The sequence below is a fragment of the Pseudomonas benzenivorans genome (assembly GCF_033547155.1).
Lineage (GTDB): Bacteria > Pseudomonadota > Gammaproteobacteria > Pseudomonadales > Pseudomonadaceae > Aquipseudomonas > Aquipseudomonas benzenivorans_B.
This window is the reverse complement of record NZ_CP137892.1, coordinates 125,034-151,538: the sequence shown is the minus strand read 5'-3', so window position 1 is coordinate 151,538 and position 26,505 is coordinate 125,034. Positions and strand designations below refer to the sequence as shown.

Here is a 26,505-nt window from a genome sequence, read left to right as displayed (position 1 = left end):
CGTGGGACCCCTGCGTCGTCCGCCAGCTATCGAAGCGCGGCGCGGCGCGCGGCGAACAGCCGCGGCAGGGCCTGCACGCTTTCTTCCAGCAATCGACTGAGGACGGGCTGCTCGTACAGCGCGGCATACTCGGCGAGCTGCTCGCTGGGAATCTGCCGGTAGGCATAGAGCATGAAGGGCTCCACCGCCGCCGCGCTGGACTGGCGCAGGGCCTCGGCCTGGACGCTGGTCTGACGGCTCAGGGCCTGCTCACCGAGGGTCTCGCCGCGCGCCCTGAGCGCCAGCAACGCCTGGGTCTTGCCCACCTCGTAGCGCAGCAGGGCGGACAGGGCGGTGGTGCGTGCGGCGGCATCCAGGCGCCGGACCAGGGCCAGCCGGCTCGGCAGCGGCGCACGGGCGGCGAGTTGTCGACGGTAGTCCGCCAGGGCCGTGCCGCCGTCCTCGCCGACCGACCGCTCGGCCGCAGTGAAGCGCCGGGCCAGGGGGCTCTCGAGCAACCGCCGGGCCTGCCTGAGTTGCCGTGGCTCGAAACGGCCGGCCAGTTGCTCGGCCAAGTCCCGACACAGCCCCTCGGCGGCGAAGACCTGGCCCAACTGCGCCTGCTGCTGGGCGCTCAGGCCACGGCGCAGAAGGGTTCGCTCTGCTCGCAGAGCAGGCGAATTCCCGCCAGTTCGAACAGCGGCGCGAAGGCCTCGGCCTTGGCCGGCGCGGCCTGCGCCATACCGACGGCCAGCAGCAGGACAGCGATGAGCACAGGCATGGGCAGGCCTCCATCAGGGACTCCAGCCAGCCTAGCGAATGCCTCGGGCGGCGGCCAGCGCCGCCGCCCCTGCAGGGGTCAGGCGGCCTTCTTCTCGCTGTCGCGCTTCTTCGGCGCCAGATGCTTGGTCAGCCCCTGGAACCACAGCACCAACGCCGGGTTGCCATGGATCTGGATGTCCTTGCTCTGGATGCCCTGCATGAAGGCCAGCTGCTTGTTCTTCGCGTTCATGGTGGCGAAACCGTAGGCGCCGTCCTTGAAGCCCAGGGCGAAGGCCGGCTCGCGGGCCGGACCGCGCTTGCTGCTGATGCGCTGGTCCTTGACGATGAAATGGCGGGCGATCTTGCCGTCCAGGGTATGCAGCTGGAACTGCATATCGCGACCGGCCAGCTGTTGCTGGAAAGCGGGGTTATTGCGGCTGGCCTTGGCCATCAGGCGGCCCAGCAACCACAGAAGCAAGCGGAATTTCATGCGCACGATCTCGACGGGTAACGGAAATGGCGGCGCATTGTAGCGGGTTGTGCGAGGGACTACAGCCAAACCAAAGCCTGGCAATGGCCACCGGCTCGGGAGGTGGCGAGGGAAGCCCGGAGCCCTACGGCCCCGGGCTGGCACGGCTCAGTTGACCGCGTCTTTCAGGGACTTGCCCGGTTTGAAGGCGACGGTGTTGCTGGCCTTGATCTTGACCGGCTGACCGGTCTGCGGGTTCTTGCCGGTTCGAGCACCCCGGTGGCGTTGCACGAAGGTGCCGAAACCGACCAGGGTCACACTGTCCTTGCGGTTCAGTGCGCCGGTGATTTCTTCGAGCACGGCGTTGAGTACACGACTGGCCTGATCCTTGGTGAGATCGGCCTTTTCGGCGATGGCGGCGGCGAGTTCCGGTTTACGCATAGATGCCTCTTAGACGGTTATTGTTGTTGTGTCCGTGCTGTCCTTCCAGGTCAGCGCCCAAGGCGCCGCAACGGCTCTGCGCTGCGGCAGACCCTGGGAGAATGGCATGTGATTAAGCCCCGCGCCAGTCTCACTCGGCGGTTTGCGCGGAGCGTAGCAGGGTATTTACGCCAGAAAGGCCGGCATTCATGCCAGCAGCGGCGGCAGCTGCTTGTTCAATGCCAGCTTCTCCTGCACCGCCGCGCCGGTCAGGGCATAGCCGAGCAGGTTGCCGGCGGCGTCGTGGCACAGGGCCTTGATGTCACCGCCGCCCCCAGCCACCGTCCACTCGCCCTGCAGGCCCGGTGGTGGCGGCGATACCACCAGTGGGCACACCGGGGTCTTCACGGTGACCGGCATGGGACCGTAGCTCACCCGGGTCGGCGTGCCGGCCAGGGTCTTGGCCAGGGCGCGGGCGCAGCTCATCAACGGCATCACGTAGAGCAGGTTGAGGCCCTCGACCTCGGCGCAATCGCCCAGGGCGTAGACATGGGCATGAGAAGTGCGCAGCTGGCGATCGACTACCACCCCGCGCCTGACCACCAGGCCGGCGGATGCGGCCAGCTCGGTGCGCGGACGCAGACCGACGGCGGAGATCACCAGGTCGCAGGCGATCTGGCTGCCGTCGGACAGCCGCGCCTGCAGGCCGTCGCCCTGGTGCTCGAGGCTGGCCAGCGTCGGCCCGAGGTGGAAGCGCGCGCCGAGGCTCTCCAGCCCGGCCTGCACCGCCGCCGCCGCGGCCGGGTGCAGCAAGCCGGGCATCACCTGCTCGCAGGGCGCGACCAGTTCGACCTGGTAGCCGCCGAGGCTGAGGTCGTTGGCGAATTCGCAACCGATCAGCCCGGCGCCGAGCAGCAACACCCGCCGCTTCCCCGCCGCCGCGACGCGAAAGCGCGCATAGTCCTCCAGGTCGTTGATCGGGAAGATCGCATCCTCGGCGTCGCCGGCCACCGGCACACGGATCACCTCTGCGCCCCAGGCCAGCACCAGGTCGCGGTAGGGCACGGCTTCCTCGCCGATCCACAGGCGCTTGTGCGCCGGGTCGATGGCGGTGATGCGGGTATGGGTGCGGATCTCCGCGCCCAGCTGTTCGGCCATGGCGCCGGGCTCGGCCATGCTCAGGCCGTCGGCGTCCTTGTGCTTGCCGAAACCGGTGGAGAGCATCGGTTTGGAGTAGGAACGACCATCGTCGGCGCTGATCAGCAACAGCGGCGTGGTGCTGTCCAGCTTGCGGAACTCGCGGGCCAGGTTGTAACCGGCCAGGCCGGTGCCGACGATCACCAGGGGTGCGCTCATCATCCATCCTTAATCTGTTGCGGCGCAGCCGCGCGCCGCCGGACGGCCCGGGGCGTGGTCCGGGCCGCTCAAGAAATCTCGATCATCTCGAAATCGGTTTTGTCCGCGCCACAATCCGGGCAGACCCAATCGGCGGGAATGTCTTCCCAGCGGGTGCCGGGGGGGATGTCCTCATCCGGCAGGCCCAGGGCTTCGTCGTAGATGAAGCCGCACACGATGCATTGCCACTTGCTCATGCAGATCTCGCCTTGCGGGAACCTCTGCAGACCCTACTGCAATTGCCTGGCGGCCGCCAAGGGGCGCGGGACGCAACGAAAACGGCGGCCTCGGCCGCCGCAGGCAACGGGTCGACTCAGGCGATCTCGATCATCTCGAAATCCATCTTGCCGACGCCGCAGTCCGGGCACAGCCAGTCTTCCGGCACGTCCTGCCAGGGCGTCCCGGCGGCGATGCCTTCATCGGGCCAGCCCTGGCTCTCGTCGTAGATCAGCCCGCAGACCACGCATTGCCATTTCTTCATAACTACCTCTGGCGAGTCACACTGTGTTGCGCGGGGCACGCTACCGCAAATGCGCGGATGCGCCAAGCCGCCGGGGACGAATGCCATGGCCGCCCGCACTACCTGCACCCCGCACTCGGGCACGGGGCGACGCTTTGCCGCTGGCGTGAACCCGACCCTTTGTTACACTCGCGCGCTTCCCGTTCTGGATGAAGCGTCGCCGTGTCCCATGCCTCCCTCGCCCATCCGCCGCGCTGGCTGAGCGCCAGCCAGCTCTACCCGAGCCCCGCGGCCGGCGTATACGACTGGTTGTTCGTCAATCGGGACTCGCTGACCCAGCGGCTGATCGCACTGTCGTCCGAGCGCTTCGACGTCACCCCGCTGAGCGAAGGCTGGCAACGCCTGCGCTGCGACGAGTGCAGCGCCCTCGGCGTGCCCGGCGGCAGCCTGGGCTGGGTGCGCGAGGTGTACCTGCGCGGCCACGGCCAGCCCTGGGTGTTCGCCCGCAGCGTGGCGGCCCGCTGCGCCCTGGAAGGCTCCGGCCTGGCCCTCGACCAGCTCGGCAGCCGCTCCCTGGGGGAACTGCTGTTCAGCGACCGCGCCTTCGCCCGCGGCGAACTGCAAGCCTGCCACTACCCGGCGCCCTGGCTGCCGACCGAGGTGCGCGCCGAGCGCCTGTGGGCGCGCCGCTCGCGTTTCAGCCGCGGCGCCCTCGGCGTGCTGGTGGCCGAGGTGTTCCTGCCGGCGTTCTGGCCGGCGGCGGGGATAGAGGCCTAGGGCGGAAAACCGCGCAGCGTTTTCCACCGCCCCATCGCCCACCCGGGTGGATCGCTAGAGCGTGATCCACCCTACGCCGCCATCATCCGTATAATCCGCGCAACCCGCACGGAGACGCGCCCGATGTACACCCACCTGCTGAAGTCGCTCAATCGTCTGCACCCCCGCGCCTGGGACTTCGTCCAGCTGATGCGCCTGGACAAGCCGATCGGCATCTACCTGCTGCTGTGGCCGACGCTGTGGGCTCTGTGGGTGGCGGCCGACGGCGTGCCCAGCCTGAAGAACCTGCTGATCTTCGTGTTCGGCGTGATCCTCATGCGCGCCGCCGGCTGCGTGATCAACGACTACGCCGACCGCGACTTCGACGGCCACGTCGCCCGCACCCGGGCGCGCCCCCTGGCCAGCGGGCGGATTCAGCCGCGCGAGGCGCTGCTGCTGTTCGCCGTGCTGGTGGCGGCGGCCTTCGTCCTGGTGCTGCTGACCAACGCCGCGACGGTCTGGCTGTCCTTCGGCGGCCTGGCCCTGGCCGCCTGCTACCCCTTCATGAAGCGCTACACCTTCTACCCCCAGGTGGTGCTGGGCGCGGCGTTCTCCTGGGGCATGCCGATGGCCTTCACCGCCGAGACCGGCAGCCTGCCGCCGGAGGCCTGGCTGCTGTACATCGCCAACCTGCTGTGGACGGTGGCCTACGACACCTACTACGCCATGGCCGACCGCGACGACGACCTGAAGATCGGGGTCAAGTCCACCGCCATCCTGTTCGGCGAGGCCGACCGCCTGATCATCGCCAGCCTGCAGGGCCTGGCCCTGCTGTGCCTGCTGCTGGCCGCCGCGCGCTTCGAGCTGGGCCTGTACTTCCACCTCGGCCTGCTGGCCGCCGCCGCCTGCTTCGCCTGGGAATACCGCGCCACGCGCAACCGCAAGCCGATGGCCTGCTTCAACGCCTTCCTGCACAACCATTGGGCCGGCCTGGCGATCTTCCTCGGCCTGGTGCTGGACTATGCCCTGCGCTGAACCGCCCCGGGGGGTGTAGGCTGATGCCGTCAGGCTGTCATATCGCTGCAATAATTCCGTTATCTAATGCGGCGCTAGACAGTTGAACGAACCGAGGCAGGACCCATGGTTGGCAAGAACATCCTGATCGTCGATGACGAAGCACCGATCCGCGAGATGATTGCGGTGGCCCTGGAAATGGCCGGCTACGAGTGCCTGGAAGCGGAGAACACCCAGCAGGCCCACGCCATGATCGTCGACCGCAAGCCCGACCTGATCCTCCTCGATTGGATGCTCCCCGGCACCAGCGGCATCGAACTGGCCCGGCGCCTCAAGCGCGACGAGCTGACCGGTGACATCCCGATCATCATGCTCACCGCCAAGGGCGAAGAGGACAACAAGATCCAGGGCCTGGAGGTCGGCGCCGACGACTACATCACCAAGCCCTTCTCGCCGCGCGAGCTGGTCGCCCGCCTCAAGGCCGTGCTGCGCCGCGCCGGTCCCAGCGACAGCGAGGGGCCGATCGAGGTCGGCGGCCTGCTGCTCGACCCGCTCAGCCACCGCGTGACCATCGACGGCAAGCCGGCCGAGATGGGACCCACCGAATACCGCCTGCTGCAGTTCTTCATGACCCATCAAGAAAGGGCCTATACCCGCGGCCAGCTGCTCGACCAGGTCTGGGGCGGCAACGTCTATGTCGAGGAACGCACCGTCGACGTGCACATCCGCCGCCTGCGCAAGGCCCTCGGCGCGGCCTACGAGAACCTGGTGCAGACCGTGCGCGGCACCGGCTATCGTTTCTCCACCAAGAGCTAACAGCCACTCACTGGGTTAGGATGACCGGCCGGACGCATGAGCCGGCTGTAAGGATCGACTGGCGGATGAATAGCAAGTGAAGCAAGACTGGCGTGGTGCCCTGGTGCGCCGCCTGCTGCTGCTGGTCGGCGGCTGCCTGCTGCTGGGCCTGATCAGCGGCGAGTATGCCTGGGCCCTGGTCATAGGCCTGGGCACTTACCTCGGCTGGACCCTCAAGCAGCTGCTGCGCCTGCACCGCTGGCTGCAGGAGCACCAGCCCGGCGAGGCGCCGCCGGACGGCTACGGCCTGTGGGGCGAGGTGTTCGACAGCATCTACCACCTGGAGCGCCGCAACGAGCGCGCCCGCGGCCGCCTGCAGGCGGTGATCGACCGGGTGCAGGAATCCACCGCGGCCCTGAAGGACGCGGTGATCATGCTCGACCGCGACGGTAACCTGGAGTGGTGGAACCGTGCCGCCGAAACCCTGCTGGGCCTGCAGACCCCGCAGGACAGCGGCCAGTCGATCAGCAACCTGGTGCGCGACCCGCGCTTCAAGGACTACTTCGAACGCGAGAACTACCTCGAGCCGCTGGACCTGCCCTCGCCGGTCAATAGCCGCGTCCAACTGCAGATCCACGTCACCCAGTACGGCAACAGCGAGCACCTGATGCTGGTGCGCGACGTCACCCGGCTGCACCAGCTGGAGCAGATGCGTAAGGACTTCGTCGCCAACGTGTCCCACGAACTGCGTACGCCGCTGACGGTGATCGCCGGTTACCTGGAGACCCTGCTGGACAACGTCGAAGAGGTCAATCCGCGCTGGCTGCGCCCGCTGCAGCAGATGCAGCAGCAGGGCGCGCGCATGCAGAACCTGCTCAACGACCTGCTGTTGCTGGCCCGGCTGGAAGCCACCGACTACCCCGCGGACCGGACGCCGGTGGCGGTCGACCTGCTGCTGCTGTCGATCAAGAACGACGCCCAGGCGCTGTCCGGGCCACGCCAGCACCGCATCAGCCTGGAAGCCGACCCGCACCTCAGGCTCAAGGGCAGCGAGGCGGAGCTGCGCAGCGCCTTCTCCAACCTGGTGTTCAATGCGGTGAAGTACAGCCCCGACGAGGGCCGCATCGACATCCGCTGGTGGGGCGACGAACAGGGTGCCCACCTGACGGTGCAGGACAACGGTCCGGGGATCGAGGCCAAGCACCTGCCGCGCCTGACCGAGCGCTTCTACCGGGTCGACTCCAGTCGCGCCAGCGCCACCGGCGGCACCGGCCTGGGCCTGGCCATCGTCAAGCACGTGCTGCTGCGCCATCGCGCGCGTCTGGATATCGCCAGCACCCTGGGCCAGGGCAGCACCTTCACCTGCCACTTCCCCAGCACCCAGGCGGTGCGCCGGGCCAAGTAACGCGCGCTTGCAAAGCCCGGCGCCAGCCCCCACCCTTTAGCGGTCATTGGTCAACCGAACCCTCCATGGACCCCTCCTCTAGTTATTCCGCCGCCACCTATTTCGCCGATTTCGGCCTGGTTCTCTTCGCCCTCTTCCTGGTTCTGCTCAACGGTTTCTTCGTCGCCGCCGAGTTCGCCATCGTCCGCCTGCGTGCCACCAAGGTCGAGGCCCTGGCCGAGCAACACGGCTGGCGTGGGCACATCCTGCGTACCGTGCACGCGCAAATGGACGCCTACCTGTCGGCCTGCCAGCTGGGCATCACCCTGGCCTCCCTGGGCCTGGGCTGGGTCGGCGAGCCGGCCTTCGCCCACCTGCTCGAACCGCTGCTCGGGGTGCTCGGCATCGACTCGCCGAAGCTGGTCAGCGCCATCGCCTTCTTCACCGCCTTCGCCATCATCTCCTACCTGCACATAGTGGTCGGCGAGCTGGCGCCCAAGAGCTGGGCGATCCGCCAGCCCGAGCTGCTGTCGCTGTGGACCGCGGCGCCGCTGTACCTGTTCTACTGGCTGATGTACCCGGCGATCTTCCTGCTCAACGCCAGCGCCAACGCCATCCTGCGCATCGCCGGCCAGGGCGAGCCGGGGCCGCACCACGAGCACCACTACAGCCGCGACGAGCTCAAGCTGATCCTCCACTCCAGCCGCGCCCGCGACCCCGGCGACCAGGGCATGCGCGTGCTGGCCTCGGCGGTGGAGCTGGGCGAGCTGGAGGTGGTGGACTGGGCCAACTCCCGCGAGGACCTGGTCTACCTGGAGCTGAACGCGCCCCTGGACGAGGTGTTCAGCGTGTTCCGCCGGCACAAGTACAGCCGCTACCCGGTGTACGACGCCGAGGCCGAGGACTTCGTCGGCGTGCTGCACATCAAGGACCTGCTGCTGCACCTGTCGCTGCTGGAGATGCTGCCCTCGGCGCTGAAGATCGCCGAGCTGATGCACCCGATCGAGCGGGTGACCCGGCACATGCCGCTGTCCAGCCTGCTCGAGCAGTTCCGCCAGGGCACCGCGCACTTCGCCCTGGTCGAGGAGGCCGACGGCAAGGTGATCGGCTACCTGACCATGGAGGACGTGCTCGAGGCCCTGGTCGGCGACATCCAGGACGAACACCGCAAAGCCGACCGCGGCATCCTTGCCTACCAGCCGGGCAAGCTGCTGGTGCGCGGCGACACGCCGCTGTTCAAGGTCGAACGCCTGCTCGGCGTCGCGCTCGACCCCATCGAGGCGGAAACCCTGGCCGGGCTGATCTACGAGACCCTCAAGCGCATGCCGGAAGAGGAAGAGTCACTGGAGGTCGGCGGCCTGCGCATCATCGTCAAGAAGATGAAAGGCCCCAAGGTCATCCTGGCCAAGGTGCTGCGCCTGGGCTGAGCGGCTCAGCCGACCGGCGCCACGCGGCGCCAGCCCAGCAGGCCGTGCACGCACAGGGTGACGAAGATCAGCGCGCCGCCCAGCAGCACCTGACTGCTGGGCGCCTCGCCGAGCAGCCACCAGACCCACAACGGCCCCAGCACCACCTCCAGCAGCAACAACAGCCCCACCTCGGTGCCGCTGATCCAGCGCGGCCCGAGCTGGATCAGCATGAAGGCCAGGGGCAGCAACACCCCGGCCATGAAGGCCAGGCCGGCCCACTGCGTCGGGCTTAGCGCCGGCGTTCCGCCGAACAGGAACCCCAGCAGCGACACCAGCAGGGCGCCGGGAATCAGCGCCGGGCTCATGTCCACCGCCGGCTTGCTGCGCGCCAGGGTGAAGTTGCCGGCCAGCAGGGTGGCGGCCGCCAGGGCCCAGGCGTTGCCCGCCAGGCTGTTGCCCGGCGCCTCGTCGGCGACTATCAGCCCCACCCCGCCGACGCAGATCAGGATGGCCAGCAGGGTGCGCAGGGCCAGGCGCTCGCCGAGAAACAGCCAGGCCAGGGCCGCCGCGATCAGCGGGGCGACGCTGAGGATCAGCAGGGTATTGGCCGCCCCGGCCAGGCTGATGGCCTGGACGAAGCCGATGGTGCTGCCGCAGTAGCACAGGGCGCAGCCCAGGCCGGTCCGGCCGCAGCGGCGGGCGGCGGCCGGCAGCCCGGCGCGGTAGCGCCAGGCCAGCAGCAGGCCCAGGCCGATGGCCATCAGCAGGCCGCGCCAGGCCAGCACCGACATGGCCTCGGCGGCCAGCCAGCGCAGCACCAGGGCGTCCGGCGACAGCACCAGCACGCCGAACGCGGTCAACAGCAAGCCCTTCTGTCTGTCCTGCACCTCAGACTCCCCGCTGCAGCACGCAGACCGGGCGCGTGCATACGCCCTTCAAGCCAACGCGTAGCTGTCGGTCAGCAAGGTACCGAAACCCTGGGGCCGGTGCACGCAGCCGGCCAGTTGCAGGGCATGCCAGGCAAGCCGAGCCTGGGGTTGTCGAAGAAGCCGGGGCTGATCTTCACCGCGACACGCGGCCAGCCCTGGGTGTGCGCGGTCTTCACGTCGACCTCGCCGCTGCTCTCGGCAATGTTCATGCTGAGGATCGGCGGCATCGCCACCTCGTCGCGGCCGAGGGCGGCGAAACCGGCCTCGTCCTGGGCCTGGCCGTGGATCAGCAGCTCGGCGCCACTGCGGCGCAGGGCCTCGACCTTGTTCTCCAGCACCAGGCGCGAGATGCACAGCTTGACCGGAATGCCGAGGTGCTGGCCGGCAGCGCGAGCCCTCGCGGCCGAGGCCCGATTGCTTGACGCCGCCGAAGGGCACGGGCGGCCCGGTCATCTTCACCGAGTTGACGCTGACCATGCCGAACTCCAAGCCGCGCAGCAGGCGCCACACCGGGCGCATGTCGTAGCCGTAGACCATGCGCCGGGCGAAGGCCACCAGGAAGGGCTCATACAGCGAGCGATGGGCGAAGATGCGGTTGGCCGCCTGGCAGTCCTGGCCGGTGGTCTGGAACTTGGCGTCGATCGCCGCCTGGGCGTCCTGCTCCATGTCCGGCAGCACGATGAAGGGTCCGTTGCCGCCCAGCTCCATCGAGCACTTCTTCACCGTGGCCGCGGCCTGCAGCAGCAGGCGGCCGACCCGGGCCGAGCCGGTGAAGGACAGCGCCTTGACCTTGTCGCTGACGCAGAGCGCCTGGGAAACCATTTCCGGCTCGCCGGTGATGACGCTGAACACCCCGGCGGGGAAGCCGGCGCGCTCGGCCAGCTCGGCCAGGGCCAGGGCCGCGGCGGCCTTGTGGGTGATCATCGCGCAGGGAAAGTTCCACGGGGTGACCAGCGCGGCGACACCGATCGGCTCGCGCACGCTGTCCAGCTGGGCGTTGCGGATGTGGCTGGGAATGGTTTCGCCGTAGGCGCGGCGCGCCTCCTCGGCGAACCAGCGGATAAAGGAGGCGGCGTAGTCGATCTCGCCCCGGGCCTCAATCAGCGGCTTGCCCTGCTCCAGGGTCATCAGCCGGGCCAGGTCTTCCTTGTGCTCGAGCAACAGGTCGTGCCGCTTGCCGAGAATGGCGCCGCGCTCGTCCACCGAGCGGGCGCGCCTGGCCGGGAAGGCCGCATCGGCGGCGTCAATGGCGGCGGCGACCTGGTCCTGGTCAAGCAGGGTGCAGCGGCCGATGGTTTCTTCGCTGGCCGGATCGATGACCGCCTCGTCGCGGCCCTAGCTGCCGGCGACCCATTTGCCGTTGACATAGGCCAGCTGGCGAACCAGGCGCGGATCTTTGAGTGTGTGCATGGACGGCGTCCCCTCTACGGGCCCGGGCGTGGCGCCGGGCGTGGTGCCTGTTTACGGCTTCCACTCTAGGGGGGATGGGCGCGCGGTTTTTGCTCTTAGCCGGGGCCGCGCGCCCGGTTTTTTTCTTTGCGCGGCCTTCTGCACGGTTTTTTTCGGCGACGCCGCGCGGCTGCGGCGCTGGCCGATTCGGCGGGCGAAATGGCCGACACGCGGCCTGGCCGCCCAGAGTCGGCCGGGATCGAGACGCCCGGCGACGCCCTCGGGCATGCAACAGCCGTTTCGACCGGCCAGGATGGTGCCGGCAGCGGCCCCGCCGACAGGGCCGCCTGCGCCTCATCACTCCAACAAGAACATTACCGTCGAGCCGGGTGCAGGCCGCACGCAGCGCTCGCTCAGGACGGACGGGGACTCTATGAACCTGATTCTATCGGGGGCGATCATCGCCCTGCTCGCCACCACCCTGCTGGTCCTGCTGCGCTGGGGCAACCTGCGCTGCAGCGGCCCGGAGCCAGTGGGCCTGTTCACCTTCCTGGCGATCCTCTTCACCTCCGGCCTGGACATGGGCCTGATCATCTTCCCGCTGACCGAGTTCCCGACCTACGCCGAGGAAGCCCAGTACCAGTTCTCCAACCCCCTGGCGGTGGAGTTCGGCTTCTGGGGCTTCCTGATCTGGGCCTTCTATTTCATCACCACCTTCTACTTCTGCGTGGTCGAACCGCGGGTCAAGCTGTTCGAACTGCGCCCGGTGAAGCTGATCAACAACCTGGTGATCATCTCTACCTGCGCCTTCACCGCCTACCTGTTCCTGGTCAACATCGCCTGGTACGCACCTGAGCTGGGCGACGGCCTGGCCTATCTGGTGGTGGTGGGCATCATTCTGGCGGCGGTCTATTCCAGCACCGACATCCGCTACCTGAAGATCCTCAGCGTCGGCTCGACCTGGCTGTTCTTCGCCCTGATCCTCGGCATGTGGTGGGCGGGCGATCTGGGCCTCGGCTATTTCGCCGAGGCGGCCGGGAAGATCGGCAGCGGCTACTTCGCCGAGTTGCACGGCTTCATCCTGCCGCTGGGTGATTACCACGCCTTCTACCTGTTCTGGTGGTTCGCCTGGAGCGTGATGATCGGCCAGTTCGTTTCGCGCTTCGTCGGCGGCCTGCGCACCTGGCAGCTGCTGCTGGCGTTGCTGGTGATTCCGTCGATTCCCCTGGCGATCTGGTTTGCCGTGCTCTATGGCTACTTCGACCTGGGCCTCGAGGTCAGTCAGTTCTGGAAGCTGGCCATGCTCGGCGTCGGGGTGATCTTCGTGATCAACTCGGTCGACTCCCTGGTGCGCCTGTACACCGACAACCTCGGCATCACCGTGGCGAAACTCGGCCATGGGCGCTTCATCGCCCTGAACGTCGTCCTGCTGACGGCCCTGGTACTGCTGTTCAAGTTCACCCCGTTCGAGATCCAGTGGGTGGGCCTGGTGGTGATCGGCCTCTACGCGGCGACCCTGGTGCTGCTCATGGCGCGCCACCGCCCGGCCCTGAAGAGCATCGACGCCAGTCGCTAAGCGCAGCGGGCCGCTATCCGGCCCGCCTTGCCGCCCCTAGTCAGCGTCGCCGGAGTCCAGCTCCAGCGGCGGCTCGACCTGTTTGATGGTCTTGGTTGCGCAAGTTGGATTGACTGCTGGAGAAGCTCGAGGCCTTCATCCTCGCCAGCGCCATCCTGCTGATGGCGTTGAACTCGTTCGGTAGCGTGTTCGGCCCTACCTGCTCAACCAGAGCCTCGACTTCTCCGAGGAGCTCAACCAGTTCCTCGTCATCTTCGTCACCTTCGTCGGCTGCAGCTATGCCGCCCGCCATAGCCGACACATCAGCATGAGCGCCTTCATCGAACAGCTGACCGGCAAGCCGGCCGCCGCCAGCCTGTTGCTGATCAACCTGCTCATCCTCTGGCCGCCCGCGTCGGCCGCGCCTCCTCGGCGCTGCAGCTGCCGCTGCACTGCATCTACCTGGTGATCCCCCTGAACCTGGGCATGACCGGCCTGCAGTTCCTGCGCGATGCGTTCACCCAGCTGCTGGTCCTGCTCGGCCGGCGCGAGGCCCCGCCGCGCCACGTCGACACTCCTCTTCCGCCGCAACCCTGAGTGCTGCCGCTATGGATATGGCCACCGCCCCGCTGCTCAGCATGCTGGCTCTGCTGCTGGCCAGCTTCCCGATGATGACCACACTGCTGGCCGCCGCCGGCTTCCTGTTCTTCTTCTCCATGGGCCCGGCGTTCATCATCCAGCAGATGATCGCCGGCATCCGCCCGGCCGCCCTGGCCGGGCATAGGTCGAGCCGCAATTCCAGGCCCCAGGTCGCGGGCCCGGTTTGCCCTCATTCGCCGCCAATGGCGAAATTGGGCAGGCTGTCGACCGGCTGGGAGAAGCTGAAGGGGATGGACTCCAGGGCCAGGCCGACGTTGCGCTGCACCACGAAATGCAGGTGCGGGCCGGTGCTGTTGCCGGTGTTGCCGGAGCGGGCGATCTGCTGGCCGGCCTCCACCCGGCGGCCTTCGCGGACCTGCACCGAGCCCTTCATCAGGTGCAGGTAGACGCCCATGGTGCCGTCGTCGTGGAGGATGCGCACGTAGTTGCCGGACGGGTTGGTGCCGCGCCCGCTCTGCTGATTTTCGGTCTTCACCACCACGCCGCCGCGGGCCGCGACTATGGGCGTGCCTTCGGGCATGGCGATGTCCATGGCGTAGCGGCCCTTGGGGGTGAAGTGGCTGTACTTGCCGTTGGCGCCCTGGGTCAGGCGAAACGGCCCGCCGCGCCAGGGCAAGGGATAACGCTGCCGGGTCGGCAGCAGACGCGGATCGCCCAAGGCATAGCGCAGCTTGGGCGTGTAGCGCAGCGGCCGGCCGGCATCGCGCGGCGCCAGGGTGGCCAGGCGCATGCTGCTGCGCGGCGGCAGCACCCAGTTGATCGGCTCGTCCGGGGCGCCGACGGCGTTGTCGACCTCCACCAGCTTCAGCTCGACCTGCACCGGGGCATAGAGATCGTTGCGTACCAGCAGGGTCTCGCCGGCCGCATGCTTCTTGGTTTCCAGCTTCACCTGGTTGTCCAGGCGCTCGACCATGCGGTCGCGGAACACGAACACCTGGGCGCCGGGCGCGGCCTGGTCGGAATAGGTGACCACACCATTGGCATCGGTGTACTTGTAGATGGTCAGGGCCACAGCCTGGCTGGCTGCGGCCCACAGGCTGCAGAGAAGAATCAGACGCCCTAGCATATCGACTCGGATCTTATGGCTATTGGATATCCGGACTAGGGAGACTAGCAGCCCCGCGGACGCTGCGCGAGACGGCGCGGCCCAGGTTGTGAGCCAGCTCGCGCGGCGCCGAAGGCGCCACGCCCCGCGGCTCAGGCGCCGGGGGTGAAATGCTTCTGCACGGTGCCGCGGGCGATCAGCCGCGACAGGTAGTCGAGCTTCTGCGGGTCGCGGTCGACGAAGCGCAGGGTCAGTTGCAACCATTCGCTGTCGGCCTTCGGCTCGAAGGCGGCCACGGCGTGCAGATAGCCGTTCAGGCGCGCCACCTCGCCGCCCTCGCCCTGCTCCAGGTCGAGCACCGCGCTTTCCAGCACCTGGGGCAGCAGCTCGCCGCGCTTGACCAGCAGCTGCGCCTCCTTGAGGCTGAGCGCCTTGATCACGCAGGCCATACCGCCCCCCGGCAAGCGCAACTGGCCCTGGCCACGGCCGGCGGTCGCCGCCCTCGCCGTCGGCTTCGCTGGCGCCGGCTGGGCACTGGCCGCGGGCCGGGACTCGTTGCTCTCGGCAGGCTTGATCACCTCGGCCTTGCCCCCGGTCAGGGCGGCCAGCGAGTCATTGCCGAAGCCGCTGCTCAGGGCCCTTGGCGCCCCGGCCTGGAGGGCCTGCAGCTTGCCGGCGCGACTCAGGGCCTTCTTCACCTTGGTCACCAGCTGCTCGTTGGAGAAGGGCTTGCCGATGAAATCCGAGACCCCGGTCTGGATCGCCTGGACCACGTTGTCCTTGTCGCCGCGGCTGGTGACCATGATGAAGGGGATGGCCTTCAGGGCCTCCTCTTCGCGGCACCAGCCGAGCAGCTCGAGCCCGGACATCTCGGGCATTTCCCAGTCGCAGAGGATCAGGTCGATGGCGACCCGGCCCAACAGTTGCTGGGCCTTGCGCCCGTTGACGGCTTCATGGATCTGCACGCCCGGAAAGTGATCGCGCAACCCCTTCTTCACCAAGTCGCGGATAAAGGTCGCATCGTCCACCACCAGCACGTTGACTTTACTCATCGGCCACTCCCAATTCGAATGGCCCCTAGCATAGTCGCGGCGGCTCGCCGCTGGCCAACCCTAAAGCGGCGAACGGCGACCCAGGTCCGCCAGCGGCGGCCTCAATCGCCCTTGCCGCCGCCCTGCACTTCTTCCTGCATGCGGGTCAGGCCGATGTGCTTCACGTCGGTGCCGCGCACCAGGTAGATCACCAGTTCGGCGATGTTGCGCGCGTGGTCGCCGATGCGCTCCAGCGAGCGCAGCGCCCAGATCACGTTGAGCACCCGGGAGATCGAGCGCGGATCTTCCATCATGTAGGTGACCAGCTCGCGCAGGGCGGTCTTGTACTCGCGGTCGACGGTCTTGTCGAACTGCGCCACCGACAACGCCAGCTCGGCGTCGAAGCGGGCGAAGGCGTCCAGCGCCTGCTGCACCATCTTGCGCACCTGGTCGCCGATATGGCGGATCTCCACGTAGCCGCGCGGCGACTCGCCTTCCTCGCACAGGAGGATGGCGCGCTTGGCGATCTTGGTCGACTCGTCGCCGATGCGCTCCAGGTCGATCACCGACTTGGACACGCTGATGATCAGCCGCAGGTCGGAGGCCGCCGGCTGGCGACGGGCGAGGATGCGCACGCACTCCTCGTCGATGTTGCGCTCCATCTGGTTGATCTGGTCGTCGACCTCGCGCACCTGCTCGGCCAGGCCGGAGTCGGCCTCGATCAGCGCGGTGACCGCGTCGTTGACCTGCTTCTCGACCAGGCCGCCCATGGCCAGGAAGTGGCTGCGCACCTCCTCCAGCTCGGCGTTGAACTGCTGGGAGATGTGATGGGTAAGGCTGTCTTTGTTGATCATGTGCGACCCCTTGATTTAACCGGATGCGTTTACAGGTGAAATGGGCTTTGGCAGAGGGTGCTGGGCAAGGAGGCGGAACGCAGGCAGTACAGGTAGTACGGCAAGTTCCGCCGACGCAGTCCAGCGCACTCTGACATGGCCATCAGCCGTAGCGGCCGGTGATGTAGTCTTCCGTCTGCTTCTTCGCCGGGTTGGTGAACAGGGTATCGGTGTCGCCGTACTCGATCAGCTTGCCCATGTACATGAACGCCGTGTAGTCCGACACCCGCGCGGCCTGCTGCATGTTGTGGGTGACGATGACGATGGTGTACTTGGATTTCAGTTCGTAGATCAGCTCTTCGACCTTCAGGGTGGAGATCGGGTCCAGCGCCGAGCAGGGCTCGTCGAGCAGCAGCACTTCCGGCTGCACCGCCACGGTGCGGGCGATCACCAGGCGCTGCTGCTGGCCGCCGGACAGGCCCAGGGCCGAGTCGTGCAGGCGGTCCTTGACCTCGTCCCACAGCGCCGCGCTCTTCAGCGCCCACTCCACGGTCTCGTCGAGCACGCGCTTCTGGTTCACGCCCTGGATGCGCAGGCCGTAGACCACGTTCTCGTAGATGCTCTTGGGAAAGGGGTTGGGCTTCTGGAACACCATGCCGACCCGGCGGCGCAACTCGGCCACGTCCTCGCCCTTGCGGTAGATGTTGCGCCCGTCGAGGTTGATCTCGCCGTCCACGCGGCAACCGTCGACCAGGTCGTTCATGCGGTTGAAGGTGCGCAGCAGGGTCGACTTGCCGCAACCGGACGGGCCGATAAAGGCGGTAACCCGTTGTTTCGGGATGTTCAGTTGCACATCGAACAGGGCCTGCTTGTCGCCGTAGAACAGGTTGAGGCCGGGCACTTCGATGGCCACGCTCTCCTGGTTCAGGTCGAGGCTCTGCTTGTCGCGGCCCAGGGCGGAGATATCGATACCGTGTGCTTGGTGCTGCATGGGAGGCTCCCTACGCTAACAATTCGTGGGCCGCGCCCGCGTCGGGGCGGGCGGCGGCGATAATCGGGTTTAGTGATCCAGCGCCTTGTACTTCTCGCGCAGGTGGTTGCGGATATACACCGCACTGAGGTTGAGCAGGGCGATCACCAGCACCAGCAGCAACGCCGTGGCGTACACCAGCGGACGCGCGGCCTCGACGTTGGGGCTCTGGAAGCCCACGTCGTAGATGTGGAAGCCCAGGTGCATGATCTTCTGGTCCAGGTGCAGGTAGGGGTAGTTGCCGTCCAGCGGCAGGGCCGGGGCCAGCTTGACCACGCCCACCAGCATCAGCGGCGCCACCTCGCCGGCGGCACGGGCCACGGCGAGGATCAGGCCGGTCATCATCGCCGGGCTGGCCATCGGCAGCACCACCTTCCACAGGGTCTCGGCCTTGGTCGCGCCGAGGGCCAGGGAGCCCTCGCGCAGGGCCCGCGGCACGCGCGCCAAGCCCTCCTCGGTGGCGACTATGACCACCGGCACGGCGAGGATCGCCAGGGTCAGCGAGGCCCACATCAGCCCCGGGGTACCGAAGGTCGGCGCCGGCGCAGCCTCGGCGAAGAACAGGCTGTCGATCGAGCCGCCCAGCACGTAGACGAAGAAACCCAGGCCGAACACGCCGTAGACGATCGAGGGTACGCCGGCCAGGTTGTTCACCGCGATGCGGATGATCCGGGTCAGCGCCCCCTGCTTGGCATACTCGCGCAGGTAGATGGCCGCCAGCACGCCGACCGGGGTGACGATCACCGCCATGATCAGGGTCATCATCACGGTGCCGAAGATGGCCGGGAAGATGCCGCCCTCGGTGTTGGCCTCGCGCGGGTCATCGCTGACGAACTCCCACACCTTGGCGAAATAGAAGCCGAGCTTGTCCAGGGTTCCCATGGCGTTGGGCTGATAGGCCCGCACCACCTTGCCCAGGCTGATCTCCAGTTCGCGGCCGTCGACCGTCTTGACCGTGACGCTGTCGCGGTTGAAGGCGGTGTTGAGCTCGATCAGCTGCGCCTCCAGGACCTTATATTCGGCGTCCCACTGGGCCCGCTCGGCATCCAGGTCGGCCTGGGCGGCGGCGTCGAGACGGTCCTCCAGCTCCAGGCGGCGGGTCTTCAGGCGCAGTGCCTCCAGACCGTGGTTGATGCGGCCGATGTCCTTCTTCTCCAGCCGGGTGATCTGCCCATGCAGCTCGTCGATGCGGGCGAGACGCTGCTGCAGCTCGGCCCAGGCGCCGTCGCCCTCGGCGACCAGCTGGCCGCCCTGCTTGACGTTGACCAGGTAGCCATAGAAGTTGCCCCACTCGCGGCGCTCCATCACCAACAGGTTGGCCGGCGTATGGGACCCACTCAACCATTCGGCGACCACCCAGCTGAAGTCGGCGCCGAACACCTCGCGGTTGCCCACCTTGAGCAGCTGACGGGTCATGAACTCGCCGCCCTCGGTGTCCACCGGCAGCCCTGCAGCCTTCAGACGGGCGCGGGGCACCTCTTCGGACTGCACCAGCTCGCCGGCCAGCACGCGCGGGCTCTCGCCCGGCACCTGGTAGGTCGATTCGATCACGTCGGCCGGCCAGAAGTGCGCCAGGCCACGGGTGGCGATCACCGCCAGCAGGCCGAGGGTCATGATCACCGCGATGGCGACGCCGCCGCCGGTCATCCACACCCAGGGGGCCCCGCTCTTGAACCAGGACTTGAGGTTTTGCTCTTTGGTTTTCACGGACATCTACCTTCCCAATTCTCAGAGCGACGCATATTTCTTGCGCAGGCGGGTACGAATCAGCTCGGCCAGGGTGTTCATCACGAAGGTGAAGGACAGCAGCACCAGCGCGGCGAGGAACAGCACACGGTAGTGGGTGCTGCCGACTTCCGACTCCGGCATCTCCACCGCCACGTTGGCGGCCAAAGTGCGCAGGCCCTCGAAGATGTTCATCTCCATGATCGGCGTGTTGCCGGTGGCCATCAGCACGATCATGGTCTCGCCCACGGCGCGGCCCATGCCGATCATCAGCGCCGAGAAGATGCCCGGGCTGGCGGTGAGGATCACCACCCGGGTCAGGGTCTGCCAGGGCGTCGCACCCAGGGCCAGGGAGCCGAAGGTCAGGCTCTTGGGCACGCTGAACACGGCGTCCTCGGCGATCGAGTAGATGTTCGGGATCACCGCGAAGCCCATGGCCAGGCCCACCACCAGGGCGTTGCGCTGGTCGAAGGGAATGCCCAGGTCGTTGCTCAGCCACAGGCGCATGTCGCCATCGAACAGCCAGTTCTCCAGATGCCCGCTCATGCCCAGGGAGAAGGCGCCGACCAGCAGGATCACCGGAATCAGCAGGGCGGCTTCCCAACCGTCCGGCACCAGCAGGCGGATGCGCTCGGGCAGGCGGCTCCAGCCGTAGGCGGCCAGCAGGATGCCGAGCGGGGTGAGCAGCAGCAGGCTGAAGATGCCCGGCAGGTGTCCCTCCACATAGGGGGCGAGGAACAGGCCGGCGAAGAAGCCGAGGATCACCGTCGGCAGCGCCTCCATCAGCTCGATCACCGGCTTGACCTTGCCGCGCAGGGCCGGGGCCATGAAGTAGGCGGTGTAGATCGCCGCGCAGATGGCCAGCGGAGCGGCCAGCAGCATGGCATAGAAGGCCGCCTTGAGGGTGCCGAAGGTCAGCGGCGAGAGGCTCAGCTTGGGCTCGAAATCGCTGTTGGCCGAGGTCGACTGCCAGACGTACTTGGGCTCGTCATAGCTCTCGTACCAGACCTTGCCCCACAGCGAACTCCAGGACACCTCCGGGTGCGGGTTGTCGACCACGAAGGGCTGGATCTGCCCCTTGGACTCCACCAGCACGCGACTGGCCCGCGGCGACAGGGTGGCGACGGCCGTGCCCTCGGCGACCTGTTCGACCAGCAGGGTGCGGTGCGCGGTGCTGTGGAAGATGCCCAGCTTGCCGTCGGCATCCAGGGCCAGGAAACCCTTGCGCCGCTCCTCCGGGAGGAACTGGGTGATGGCGCTGTCGCCGAGCTTGAACTCGCGGATGCGGGTCAGTGCCGACTGGCCGTCCTCGTCACGCACCATGAACCACTGGCGGATGCCGCCCTTGCTGTCACCGACCAGCAGCGAGATGCCGCCGAGCAGCGGGCTCACGGTACTCACCCGCGCCTCGCCCTCGAGCAGCTTGTAGCGGCCATTGAGGCTGTTGCTGCGCAGGTCGAAGACATCGGCAGTGGCACGGCCGTTGAACACGTAGAGCCACTGATGACGCGGATCGATCAGCAGGGCGCTGATCGGCTCGGCGATCTGCGGCAGAACGATGCGGCGCTCCTCCTGGGTCACCTCGCCGGTGAAGTCGTTTTCTTCACGACTCATCGCCAGCACGTGCAGCTCGGCGCCGGTGGAGGCGCTGAGCAGCAGGGTGTCGCCGTTCTGGCTGATCGCCACGTGCTCCAGCGGCCGCCCCTGGGGATCGAGATCGAGCGGCGTCTCGCCGAAGGGGTACTCCAGGGTCGGGGTGATGGTCTTGACGTTGTCCGGGTAGGTCACCCGGTAGTTCTGCTTGAACACCAGCACCTGGCCGTTGGACAGGCCCAGGGCCACACGACGGCTGCCCGGCTGGTCCTCGCTGAAGGACACGATGCTGGCGCCGGCCGGCAACGGCAGCTGGACGCTGCTCAGCGCCGCACCGTCCTTGGTGGCGAAGAACTGCACCCGACCGGCGCGATTGAGGCGCATGGCCACCTTGTTCTGCTCTTCCACCGCCAGCAGCAGGGCCTCGCCCTGCTCGGCCAGCCAGGCAGGCTGCTGTGCCTCGCGCGCCTCCAGCTCGGCGCCGGAGAAGATCGGCAGCACCACATGGGCCAGGTAGAAGAAGATCAGGGTGATCGCTGCCAGCACGACCAGACCGCCGATGGACACGTACCAGTGTGCCAGACGGTCCTTGATGGCCCGGATGCGGCGCTTGCGCTGCAGGGCCGGGGTGTTGAAGTCCAGCCGTTGGCTGCTGTTCAGAGGTGCGGTCATGGTATCGGTGGCCAAATCGGTCATACGAAAATCTCTGGGCAGTTGCGCACACGCGCCGCCGGTTGAGCGGACCGTCAATCTAACCGCCTTGTGTGACAGAAAGATTACAGCGTGGTGACGCGACGACGCCCGCCGCTCCGGGAGGAGCGGCGGGCGTGTCTAGCGCGTGCCGCGGCGCAGGGCCGCGGCGTGGTCGACGGCCGCTTAGAGACCGAGTTCCTTCATGGTCTTCTCGGCGACCTTGGACGGCAGCGGGATGTAGCCATCCTTGACCACCACTTCCTGTCCCTGCTTGGACAGCACCAGTTTGACGAACTCGGCTTCCAACGGGCTCAGGGCCTTGTTCGGCGCCTTGTTCACGTAGACGTAGAGGAAGCGCGACAGCGGGAACTTGCCGGCCAGGGCGTTCTCTTCGGTGGCGTCGAAGGCTTCGCCGCCCTTCTTCGACAGCGGCACGGCGCGGACGCTGGAGGTCTTGTAGCCGATGCCCGAGTAACCGATGGCGTTCAGGGTGCTGGAGATCGACTGCACCACGGAAGCCGAGCCCGGCTGCTCGTTGACGTTGGGCTTGAAGTCACCCTTGCACAGGGCCTCTTCCTTGAAGTAGCCGTAGGTGCCGGATACCGAGTTACGGCCGAACAGCTGGATCGGCTTGGCTGCCCAGTCGCCGGTCAGGCCGAGGTCGCCCCAGGTCTTGGCGTTCTGCGCCCCACCGCACAAGCGGGTGCTGGAGAAGATGGCATCGACCTGGGCCATGTCCAGGCTCTTGATCGGATTGTCCTTGTGCACGAACACCGCCAGGGCATCGATGGCGACCGGGATGGCGGTCGGCTTGTAGCCGTACTTCTCTTCGAAGGCCTGCAGCTCGGCATCCTTCATCTTGCGGCTCATCGGGCCGAGGTTGGAGGTGCCCTCGGTCAGCGCGGGTGGCGCCGTGGAGGAGCCGGCCGCCTGGATCTGGATGTTCACGTTCGGGTAGAGCTTCTTGTAGTCCTCGGCCCACAGGGTCATCAGGTTGGCCAGGGTGTCGGAACCTACGCTCGACAGGTTGCCGGATACGCCCGAGGTCTTCTCATAAGTCGGCAGTGCCGGATCGACAGCAGCAACCGCGGTGGCGGTGGCAGCACCAGCGGCAACGAACGTCATGGCCGCCATCAAACGCGTAAGTTTCATGCCTTGCTCCTAATTGGAAGGGGTGTGGATCGAGGCCAAGTATCTGCAGGCCGTGCGATTAATCTATGAAACCAATGTGACAGTTAAATGACCGCCGCCGATTTTGCGCACGACGTCTGAAAATACAGGGGCGCCCTGCGCGTGTCGGGCAGCATGGTCGCCCGGCGACCGTTCAGTCGGTATACTCGCGGAACCCGCAATGCTGCGGGCTCCGCGCCCACAACAACAACCGCGCCGCGAGCCATACCCGAGATGAACGAATTCGAACAGGATGATCCGATTCCGCAAGGCGACCTGGCCCTGCAGATCACCGCGCTGCCACGCGAGACCAACGGTTTCGGCGATATCTTCGGCGGCTGGCTGGTGGCGCAGATGGACCTGGCCGGTACCGCCATGGCCAGCAAGGTCGCCGGTGGCCGCGTCGCCACGGTGGCCATCGACCGCATGGCCTTCCTGGTGCCGGTGGCCGTCGGCGCCCAGCTGTCGTTCTACACCCAGACCCTGGAAGTCGGCCGCAGCTCGATCCAGATGCTGGTCGAGGTATGGAGCGACGACCCGCTCTCCAGCGAATGGCGCAAGGTCACCGAGGCGGTGTTCGTCTTCGTCGCCATCGACGGCAGCGGCCGCACCCGCCCGGTGCCACCGCGCCGCTAAACGACGCGTTCGCCCCAAATAACAACGCCGGCTCTAGGGCCGGCGTTGTTATTTGGGCGGTACGGATCAGCCGCGGATGTTGTAGATGAGTTTCTCGTTGAACTCCGCGTACTCGGCCAGGCGCTGCAGGTAGGCCTTCTGCTGCGCCCACACCTTGGCAGCGGCCGGGTCGGCTGCGGCACTGGCTTCGACCACTTCGGCCGCCACTTCCTTGAGCTTGGCCAGCACCTCCTCCGGCAGGCTGCGCACGTCCACACCCTCGGCCTTGAGTTGCTCCATGGCCTCCATGTTGCGCGCATTGTAGGCGTCGAGCATGTCGCCATTCACGTCGCGGGCTGCGGCCCGCACTATGGCCTTGAGGTCGGCCGGCAGGGTTTCCCAGGCCTTGAGGTTGATGTCCAGCTCGAAGGTGACGTTCGGCTCCTGCCAGCCCGGGGTGTAGTAGTACTTGGCCGCCTTGTGCAGGCCCAGGGCCTGGTCGTTGTACGGGCCGATCCACTCGGTGGCATCGATGGCGCCGGTCTGCAGGGCGGTGAAGATCTCACCGGCCGGCATGTTGACCACGGTGCCGCCCATCTTGGTCAGCACCTCGCCGCCCAGACCCGGGGTGCGCATCTTCAGGCCCTTGAAATCCTCGACCGAGTTGATTTCCTTGTTGAACCAGCCGGCGGTCTGCACGCCGGTGGCGCCGCAGGCCATGGGCAGCACGCCGAACGGCTTGTACACCTCTTCCCACAGCTCGATGCCGCCGCCCTTGTGCAGCCAGGCGTTCATCTCCTGGGCATTGGGGCCGAACGGCAGGGCGCAGAAGAACTGCGCCGCCGGCACCTTGCCCTTCCAGTAGTAGGGCGCGCCATGGCCCATCTCGGCGGTGCCGCGGGAGACCGCATCGAACACCTCGAGCGCCGGCACCAGCTCGCCGGCGGCATAGACCTTGACCTTCAGGCGGCCATTGCTCATTTCCTCGACCAGGGTGGCGAAGCGCTCAGCACCCACGCCCACACCGGGGAAGTTCTTCGGCCAGGAGGTGACCATCTTCCAGTTGAAGGTCTCCCCGCCCCCACCCTCTTGGGGCTTGGCGGCGGTCTCGGCCTCCTTGTTGCAGCCAGCCAATGCGCCGGCGGCCAGGCCTACGCCCGCTGCCGCGAGAATCTGACGACGTTTCATTCAATGCTCCTTCTTGTTGTATTGGTCTGACCACGGGATCGCCGCTGCCGGACTATGCCTCGATACCATAGGGGTTGGTGATCCTCAAGCCTAGTAGATACGACTAAAGTTGTAGTGGCATTGCTGTGCCAACCTGGGCCAGCCTAGAATTCCCGGCTGCCCGCTCCCTCACCCATAACGATAAGGACTACCAATGTCCGACACGCCCCCGCTTTTACGCCTCGCGAACCTGATCGACACGCTCAATACCCGCTTCGGCCAGGGTTGTGCCTGGCTGACCCTGTTCCTGGTCATCGGCACCGCCATAGTCGTGGTGCTGCGTTACGGTTTCGGCATCGGCGCCATCGCCCTGCAGGAGGCCGTGCTCTATGCCCACGCCCTGGTGTTCATGGGTGCCGCCGCCTGGACCCTGATCCGCGGCGCCCACGTGCGCGTGGACATCTTCTACCAGAAATTCAGCGGCCGCCGCCAAGCCCTGGTGGAGGTCTGCGGCAACCTGCTGTTGTTGCTGCCGCTGTGCCTGTACCTCGGCTGGGCCAGCTGGGACTACGTCGCCAACTCCTGGTCCACCCTGGAAGCCTCCAGCGAGTCGGGCGGCCTGAAGTTCGTCTACCTGCAGAAGAGCATCATCCTGGTGCTGGTCGTCAGCCTGGCCCTGCAGGGCCTCGCCGACCTGATCAAGGCCGCCTATCTGCTGGCCGGCCGCCTGCCCGAGTCCGAGGTGAAACATGATTGAATTGATGGCGATCCTGCTGTTCGTCACCATCTGCCTGGCCCTGATGGCCGGTTTCCCGGTGGCCTTCACCCTCGGCGGCGTGTCCCTGCTGTTCGCCGGCATCGGCGCCCTCACCGGCACCTTCGACTCCGGCTACCTGAGCGCCCTGCCCAACCGCCTGTTCGGCATCATGAATAACCAGACCATGCTGGCGGTGCCGCTGTTCGTGTTCATGGGCGTGATGCTGGAGAAGTCGCGAGTCGCCGAAGACCTGCTGGAGTCCATGTCGCGGCTGTTCGGCACCCTGCGCGGCGGCCTGGCCATCTCGGTGTGCGTGGTCGGCGCGCTGCTCGCCGCCAGCACCGGCATCGTCGGCGCCACCGTGGTGACCATGGGCCTGATGGCGCTGCCGACCATGCTGCGCCGCGGCTACGACCCGGCCATTGCCACCGGCACCCTGGCCGCCACCGGCACCCTCGGGCAGATCATCCCGCCGTCGATCGTGCTGGTGCTGCTGGGCGACGTGATGTCCAGCGCCTATCAGCAGGCCCAGCTGAAGATGGGCATCTTCTCGCCCAAGACGGTGTCGGTCGGCGACCTGTTCGTCGGCGCCTTCATCCCCGGCATGCTGCTGGTGGGCCTGTACATCCTCTACATCGTCGGCACGGCGATCTTCCAGCCGAAGAAGCTGCCGGCGCTGCCCAAGGACGAGCTCGGCCCGATCGAATGGGGCAAGCTCATCGGCGCCCTGCTGCCGCCGCTGGCGTTGATCGCCGCGGTGCTCGGCTCGATCCTCGCCGGCTACGCCACCCCCACCGAGGCCGCCGCCCTCGGCGCGTTCGGCGCCATGATCCTGGCCTTCGGCAAGGGCAAGCTGAACTTCAACCAGCTGCGCGAGGTGGCCTACGGCACCACCGAGATCAGCGCCATGGTGTTCATGATCCTGATCGGCGCCTCGCTGTTCTCCCTGGTGTTCCGCGGCTTCGGCGGCGAGGTGCTGATCGAGGACGTGTTCGCCCAGCTGCCGGGCGGCGTGCTCGGCGCCTTCTTCGTGGTGATGCTGGTGATCTTCCTGCTCGGCTTCATCCTCGATTTCATCGAGATCACCTTCGTGGTGGTGCCGATCGTCGGCCCGGTGCTGCTGGCCATGGGCCTGGACCCGATCTGGCTGGGGGTGATGATCGCCCTGAACCTGCAGACCTCCTTCCTCACCCCGCCGTTCGGTTTCGCCCTGTTCTACCTGCGCGGCGTCACGCCGCCGTCGGTGGCGACCGGTACCATCTACCGCGGCGTCATCCCCTTCATCCTGATCCAGCTGATCCTGCTGATCATCGCCTACCAGTTCCCCGGGCTGATCACCTGGCTGCCGGAGCAGGTCTACGGCAAGTAGCCACGGCGCACCGCAAGGCAACGCCCGTCACCGCGACGGGCGTTTTGCTTTCTGCCCCTTGGACTGCCGGCCAAGCTGCGTTCCAATAGGGCTATCCCCAC

General features: G+C 67.1%; 27 protein-coding genes and 1 pseudogene. 11 read left to right on the top strand and 17 right to left on the bottom strand.

The window, feature by feature from the left end; all coding sequences use genetic code 11:
* Positions 1 to 26: 26 nt before the first annotated feature.
* The 7 genes from SBP02_RS00715 to SBP02_RS00685 form a co-directional block, all read right to left on the bottom strand.
* The gene (locus tag SBP02_RS00715; protein ID WP_318644484.1) at positions 27 to 593 is read right to left on the bottom strand and encodes a hypothetical protein; all 567 of its coding nucleotides are present in this window, start codon (positions 591 to 593) and stop codon (positions 27 to 29) included.
* A gap of 20 nt (positions 594 to 613) precedes the next feature.
* On the bottom strand, positions 614 to 760 hold the full coding sequence (locus SBP02_RS00710; RefSeq protein WP_318644483.1) for a hypothetical protein: 147 nt from the start codon (positions 758 to 760) through the stop codon (positions 614 to 616).
* Between the two features lie 78 nt (positions 761 to 838).
* On the bottom strand, positions 839 to 1,231 hold the full coding sequence (locus SBP02_RS00705; protein ID WP_318644482.1) for a helicase: 393 nt from the start codon (positions 1,229 to 1,231) through the stop codon (positions 839 to 841).
* 147 nt (positions 1,232 to 1,378) lie between these two features.
* Positions 1,379 to 1,651, bottom strand: coding sequence for an HU family DNA-binding protein (locus SBP02_RS00700; protein WP_090447331.1), 273 nt, complete (start codon positions 1,649 to 1,651; stop codon positions 1,379 to 1,381).
* A 186-nt stretch (positions 1,652 to 1,837) separates the two neighbouring features.
* Positions 1,838 to 2,986 carry an NAD(P)/FAD-dependent oxidoreductase gene (locus SBP02_RS00695; protein WP_318644481.1) on the bottom strand — a complete coding sequence of 383 codons (1,149 nt, stop codon included), beginning with the start codon at positions 2,984 to 2,986 and terminating at the stop codon, positions 1,838 to 1,840.
* Positions 2,987 to 3,054: 68 nt separating this feature from the next.
* Complete coding sequence (locus SBP02_RS00690; RefSeq protein ID WP_318644480.1) at positions 3,055 to 3,222, bottom strand: rubredoxin; 168 nt, start codon at positions 3,220 to 3,222, stop codon at positions 3,055 to 3,057.
* A gap of 116 nt (positions 3,223 to 3,338) precedes the next feature.
* A complete protein-coding gene (locus SBP02_RS00685) occupies positions 3,339 to 3,506 on the bottom strand; it encodes a rubredoxin (RefSeq protein ID WP_208707819.1) in 168 nt (55 codons plus the stop codon).
* 201 nt (positions 3,507 to 3,707) lie between these two features.
* Between SBP02_RS00685 and SBP02_RS00680 the strand changes: the two genes are divergently transcribed.
* The 5 genes from SBP02_RS00680 to SBP02_RS00660 all read left to right on the top strand — a co-directional run bounded on the left by SBP02_RS00680 (position 3,708) and on the right by SBP02_RS00660 (position 8,861).
* Positions 3,708 to 4,262, top strand: coding sequence for a chorismate--pyruvate lyase family protein (locus SBP02_RS00680; protein ID WP_318644479.1), 555 nt, complete (start codon positions 3,708 to 3,710; stop codon positions 4,260 to 4,262).
* A gap of 123 nt (positions 4,263 to 4,385) precedes the next feature.
* Positions 4,386 to 5,276 carry a 4-hydroxybenzoate octaprenyltransferase gene (gene ubiA / locus SBP02_RS00675; RefSeq protein WP_318644478.1) on the top strand — a complete coding sequence of 297 codons (891 nt, stop codon included), beginning with the start codon at positions 4,386 to 4,388 and terminating at the stop codon, positions 5,274 to 5,276.
* Positions 5,277 to 5,381: 105 nt separating this feature from the next.
* Complete coding sequence (gene phoB / locus SBP02_RS00670; protein WP_318644477.1) at positions 5,382 to 6,071, top strand: phosphate regulon transcriptional regulator PhoB; 690 nt, start codon at positions 5,382 to 5,384, stop codon at positions 6,069 to 6,071.
* Between the two features lie 76 nt (positions 6,072 to 6,147).
* The gene (gene phoR / locus SBP02_RS00665) at positions 6,148 to 7,455 is read left to right on the top strand and encodes a phosphate regulon sensor histidine kinase PhoR (RefSeq protein WP_318644476.1); all 1,308 of its coding nucleotides are present in this window, start codon (positions 6,148 to 6,150) and stop codon (positions 7,453 to 7,455) included.
* A 65-nt stretch (positions 7,456 to 7,520) separates the two neighbouring features.
* Positions 7,521 to 8,861: a hemolysin family protein gene (locus SBP02_RS00660; protein WP_318644475.1), complete on the top strand. Its 1,341-nt coding sequence runs from the start codon at positions 7,521 to 7,523 to the stop codon at positions 8,859 to 8,861.
* A 5-nt stretch (positions 8,862 to 8,866) separates the two neighbouring features.
* Here SBP02_RS00660 and SBP02_RS00655 read toward each other — a convergent pair whose 3' ends face one another.
* Positions 8,867 to 9,730, bottom strand: a complete 864-nt coding sequence (locus SBP02_RS00655; protein WP_318644474.1) for a DMT family transporter — start codon at positions 9,728 to 9,730, stop codon at positions 8,867 to 8,869.
* 435 nt (positions 9,731 to 10,165) lie between these two features.
* Positions 10,166 to 11,182: pseudogene (locus SBP02_RS00645) on the bottom strand (aldehyde dehydrogenase family protein); the annotation flags it as partial.
* Positions 11,183 to 11,594: 412 nt separating this feature from the next.
* Between SBP02_RS00645 and SBP02_RS00640 the strand changes: the two are divergent.
* The 3 genes from SBP02_RS00640 to SBP02_RS00630 all read left to right on the top strand — a co-directional run bounded on the left by SBP02_RS00640 (position 11,595) and on the right by SBP02_RS00630 (position 13,313).
* Positions 11,595 to 12,737, top strand: coding sequence for a BCCT family transporter (locus SBP02_RS00640; protein WP_318644473.1), 1,143 nt, complete (start codon positions 11,595 to 11,597; stop codon positions 12,735 to 12,737).
* A gap of 199 nt (positions 12,738 to 12,936) precedes the next feature.
* The gene (locus tag SBP02_RS00635; protein WP_318646396.1) at positions 12,937 to 13,185 is read left to right on the top strand and encodes a TRAP transporter small permease; all 249 of its coding nucleotides are present in this window, start codon (positions 12,937 to 12,939) and stop codon (positions 13,183 to 13,185) included.
* Positions 13,182 to 13,313 (top strand): hypothetical protein, encoded by a 132-nt coding sequence (locus tag SBP02_RS00630; protein WP_318644472.1) that lies wholly within the window; start codon positions 13,182 to 13,184, stop codon positions 13,311 to 13,313. Before SBP02_RS00635 ends, SBP02_RS00630 begins: the two co-directional genes overlap by 4 nt.
* Before the next feature lie 232 nt (positions 13,314 to 13,545).
* On the opposite strand, the gene SBP02_RS00625 is transcribed toward SBP02_RS00630, so the two are convergent.
* From SBP02_RS00625 to SBP02_RS00595, 7 genes are all read right to left on the bottom strand, one after another.
* Positions 13,546 to 14,442 (bottom strand): peptidoglycan DD-metalloendopeptidase family protein, encoded by an 897-nt coding sequence (locus tag SBP02_RS00625; protein WP_318644471.1) that lies wholly within the window; start codon positions 14,440 to 14,442, stop codon positions 13,546 to 13,548.
* Between the two features lie 131 nt (positions 14,443 to 14,573).
* On the bottom strand, positions 14,574 to 15,473 hold the full coding sequence (locus tag SBP02_RS00620; protein WP_318644470.1) for a response regulator: 900 nt from the start codon (positions 15,471 to 15,473) through the stop codon (positions 14,574 to 14,576).
* A gap of 101 nt (positions 15,474 to 15,574) precedes the next feature.
* Positions 15,575 to 16,306 (bottom strand): phosphate signaling complex protein PhoU, encoded by a 732-nt coding sequence (gene phoU / locus SBP02_RS00615; protein WP_318644469.1) that lies wholly within the window; start codon positions 16,304 to 16,306, stop codon positions 15,575 to 15,577.
* A gap of 142 nt (positions 16,307 to 16,448) precedes the next feature.
* Positions 16,449 to 17,276 carry a phosphate ABC transporter ATP-binding protein PstB gene (gene pstB / locus SBP02_RS00610; protein ID WP_318644468.1) on the bottom strand — a complete coding sequence of 276 codons (828 nt, stop codon included), beginning with the start codon at positions 17,274 to 17,276 and terminating at the stop codon, positions 16,449 to 16,451.
* Between the two features lie 69 nt (positions 17,277 to 17,345).
* Complete coding sequence (gene pstA / locus SBP02_RS00605; RefSeq protein WP_369960396.1) at positions 17,346 to 18,962, bottom strand: phosphate ABC transporter permease PstA; 1,617 nt, start codon at positions 18,960 to 18,962, stop codon at positions 17,346 to 17,348.
* A gap of 81 nt (positions 18,963 to 19,043) precedes the next feature.
* A complete protein-coding gene (locus SBP02_RS00600) occupies positions 19,044 to 21,329 on the bottom strand; it encodes an ABC transporter permease subunit (RefSeq protein WP_318644466.1) in 2,286 nt (761 codons plus the stop codon).
* Between the two features lie 180 nt (positions 21,330 to 21,509).
* Positions 21,510 to 22,478, bottom strand: a complete 969-nt coding sequence (locus SBP02_RS00595) for a PstS family phosphate ABC transporter substrate-binding protein (RefSeq protein WP_318644465.1) — start codon at positions 22,476 to 22,478, stop codon at positions 21,510 to 21,512.
* 252 nt (positions 22,479 to 22,730) lie between these two features.
* Here SBP02_RS00595 and SBP02_RS00590 point away from each other — a divergent pair, with 252 nt between their 5' ends.
* Complete coding sequence (locus SBP02_RS00590; RefSeq protein ID WP_208707788.1) at positions 22,731 to 23,132, top strand: acyl-CoA thioesterase; 402 nt, start codon at positions 22,731 to 22,733, stop codon at positions 23,130 to 23,132.
* A gap of 66 nt (positions 23,133 to 23,198) precedes the next feature.
* On the opposite strand, the gene SBP02_RS00585 is transcribed toward SBP02_RS00590, so the two are convergent.
* Positions 23,199 to 24,299 (bottom strand): TRAP transporter substrate-binding protein, encoded by a 1,101-nt coding sequence (locus tag SBP02_RS00585; RefSeq protein WP_318644464.1) that lies wholly within the window; start codon positions 24,297 to 24,299, stop codon positions 23,199 to 23,201.
* A 193-nt stretch (positions 24,300 to 24,492) separates the two neighbouring features.
* On the opposite strand from SBP02_RS00585, the gene SBP02_RS00580 reads away from it, so the two are divergent.
* Positions 24,493 to 25,035, top strand: coding sequence for a TRAP transporter small permease subunit (locus SBP02_RS00580; protein WP_318644463.1), 543 nt, complete (start codon positions 24,493 to 24,495; stop codon positions 25,033 to 25,035).
* Positions 25,028 to 26,404, top strand: coding sequence for a TRAP transporter large permease (locus SBP02_RS00575; RefSeq protein WP_318644462.1), 1,377 nt, complete (start codon positions 25,028 to 25,030; stop codon positions 26,402 to 26,404). The genes SBP02_RS00580 and SBP02_RS00575 overlap by 8 nt, the downstream gene beginning before the upstream one ends.
* The last annotated feature ends 101 nt before the right edge of the window (positions 26,405 to 26,505 follow it).

Excerpts from the sequence above, each read along its gene's own strand:
- SBP02_RS00710 (WP_318644483.1), bottom strand. The coding sequence starts at position 760 with ATGCCTGTGCTCATCGCTGTCCTGCTGCTGGCCGTCGGTATGGCGCAG.
- SBP02_RS00705 (WP_318644482.1), bottom strand. The coding sequence starts at position 1,231 with ATGAAATTCCGCTTGCTTCTGTGGTTGCTGGGCCGCCTGATGGCCAAG.
- SBP02_RS00700 (WP_090447331.1), bottom strand. The coding sequence starts at position 1,651 with ATGCGTAAACCGGAACTCGCCGCCGCCATCGCCGAAAAGGCCGATCTC.
- SBP02_RS00695 (WP_318644481.1), bottom strand. The coding sequence starts at position 2,986 with ATGAGCGCACCCCTGGTGATCGTCGGCACCGGCCTGGCCGGTTACAAC.
- SBP02_RS00690 (WP_318644480.1), bottom strand. The coding sequence starts at position 3,222 with ATGAGCAAGTGGCAATGCATCGTGTGCGGCTTCATCTACGACGAAGCC.
- SBP02_RS00685 (WP_208707819.1), bottom strand. The coding sequence starts at position 3,506 with ATGAAGAAATGGCAATGCGTGGTCTGCGGGCTGATCTACGACGAGAGC.
- ubiA (WP_318644478.1), top strand. The coding sequence starts at position 4,386 with ATGTACACCCACCTGCTGAAGTCGCTCAATCGTCTGCACCCCCGCGCC.
- phoB (WP_318644477.1), top strand. The coding sequence starts at position 5,382 with ATGGTTGGCAAGAACATCCTGATCGTCGATGACGAAGCACCGATCCGC.
- SBP02_RS00660 (WP_318644475.1), top strand. The coding sequence starts at position 7,521 with ATGGACCCCTCCTCTAGTTATTCCGCCGCCACCTATTTCGCCGATTTC.
- SBP02_RS00640 (WP_318644473.1), top strand. The coding sequence starts at position 11,595 with ATGAACCTGATTCTATCGGGGGCGATCATCGCCCTGCTCGCCACCACC.
- SBP02_RS00625 (WP_318644471.1), bottom strand. The coding sequence starts at position 14,442 with ATGCTAGGGCGTCTGATTCTTCTCTGCAGCCTGTGGGCCGCAGCCAGC.
- SBP02_RS00620 (WP_318644470.1), bottom strand. The coding sequence starts at position 15,473 with ATGAGTAAAGTCAACGTGCTGGTGGTGGACGATGCGACCTTTATCCGC.
- phoU (WP_318644469.1), bottom strand. The coding sequence starts at position 16,306 with ATGATCAACAAAGACAGCCTTACCCATCACATCTCCCAGCAGTTCAAC.
- pstB (WP_318644468.1), bottom strand. The coding sequence starts at position 17,276 with ATGCAGCACCAAGCACACGGTATCGATATCTCCGCCCTGGGCCGCGAC.
- pstA (WP_369960396.1), bottom strand. The coding sequence starts at position 18,962 with ATGACCGGCGGCGGCGTCGCCATCGCGGTGATCATGACCCTCGGCCTG.
- SBP02_RS00600 (WP_318644466.1), bottom strand. The coding sequence starts at position 21,329 with ATGACCGATTTGGCCACCGATACCATGACCGCACCTCTGAACAGCAGC.
- SBP02_RS00595 (WP_318644465.1), bottom strand. The coding sequence starts at position 22,478 with ATGAAACTTACGCGTTTGATGGCGGCCATGACGTTCGTTGCCGCTGGT.
- SBP02_RS00590 (WP_208707788.1), top strand. The coding sequence starts at position 22,731 with ATGAACGAATTCGAACAGGATGATCCGATTCCGCAAGGCGACCTGGCC.
- SBP02_RS00585 (WP_318644464.1), bottom strand. The coding sequence starts at position 24,299 with ATGAAACGTCGTCAGATTCTCGCGGCAGCGGGCGTAGGCCTGGCCGCC.
- SBP02_RS00580 (WP_318644463.1), top strand. The coding sequence starts at position 24,493 with ATGTCCGACACGCCCCCGCTTTTACGCCTCGCGAACCTGATCGACACG.
- SBP02_RS00575 (WP_318644462.1), top strand. The coding sequence starts at position 25,028 with ATGATTGAATTGATGGCGATCCTGCTGTTCGTCACCATCTGCCTGGCC.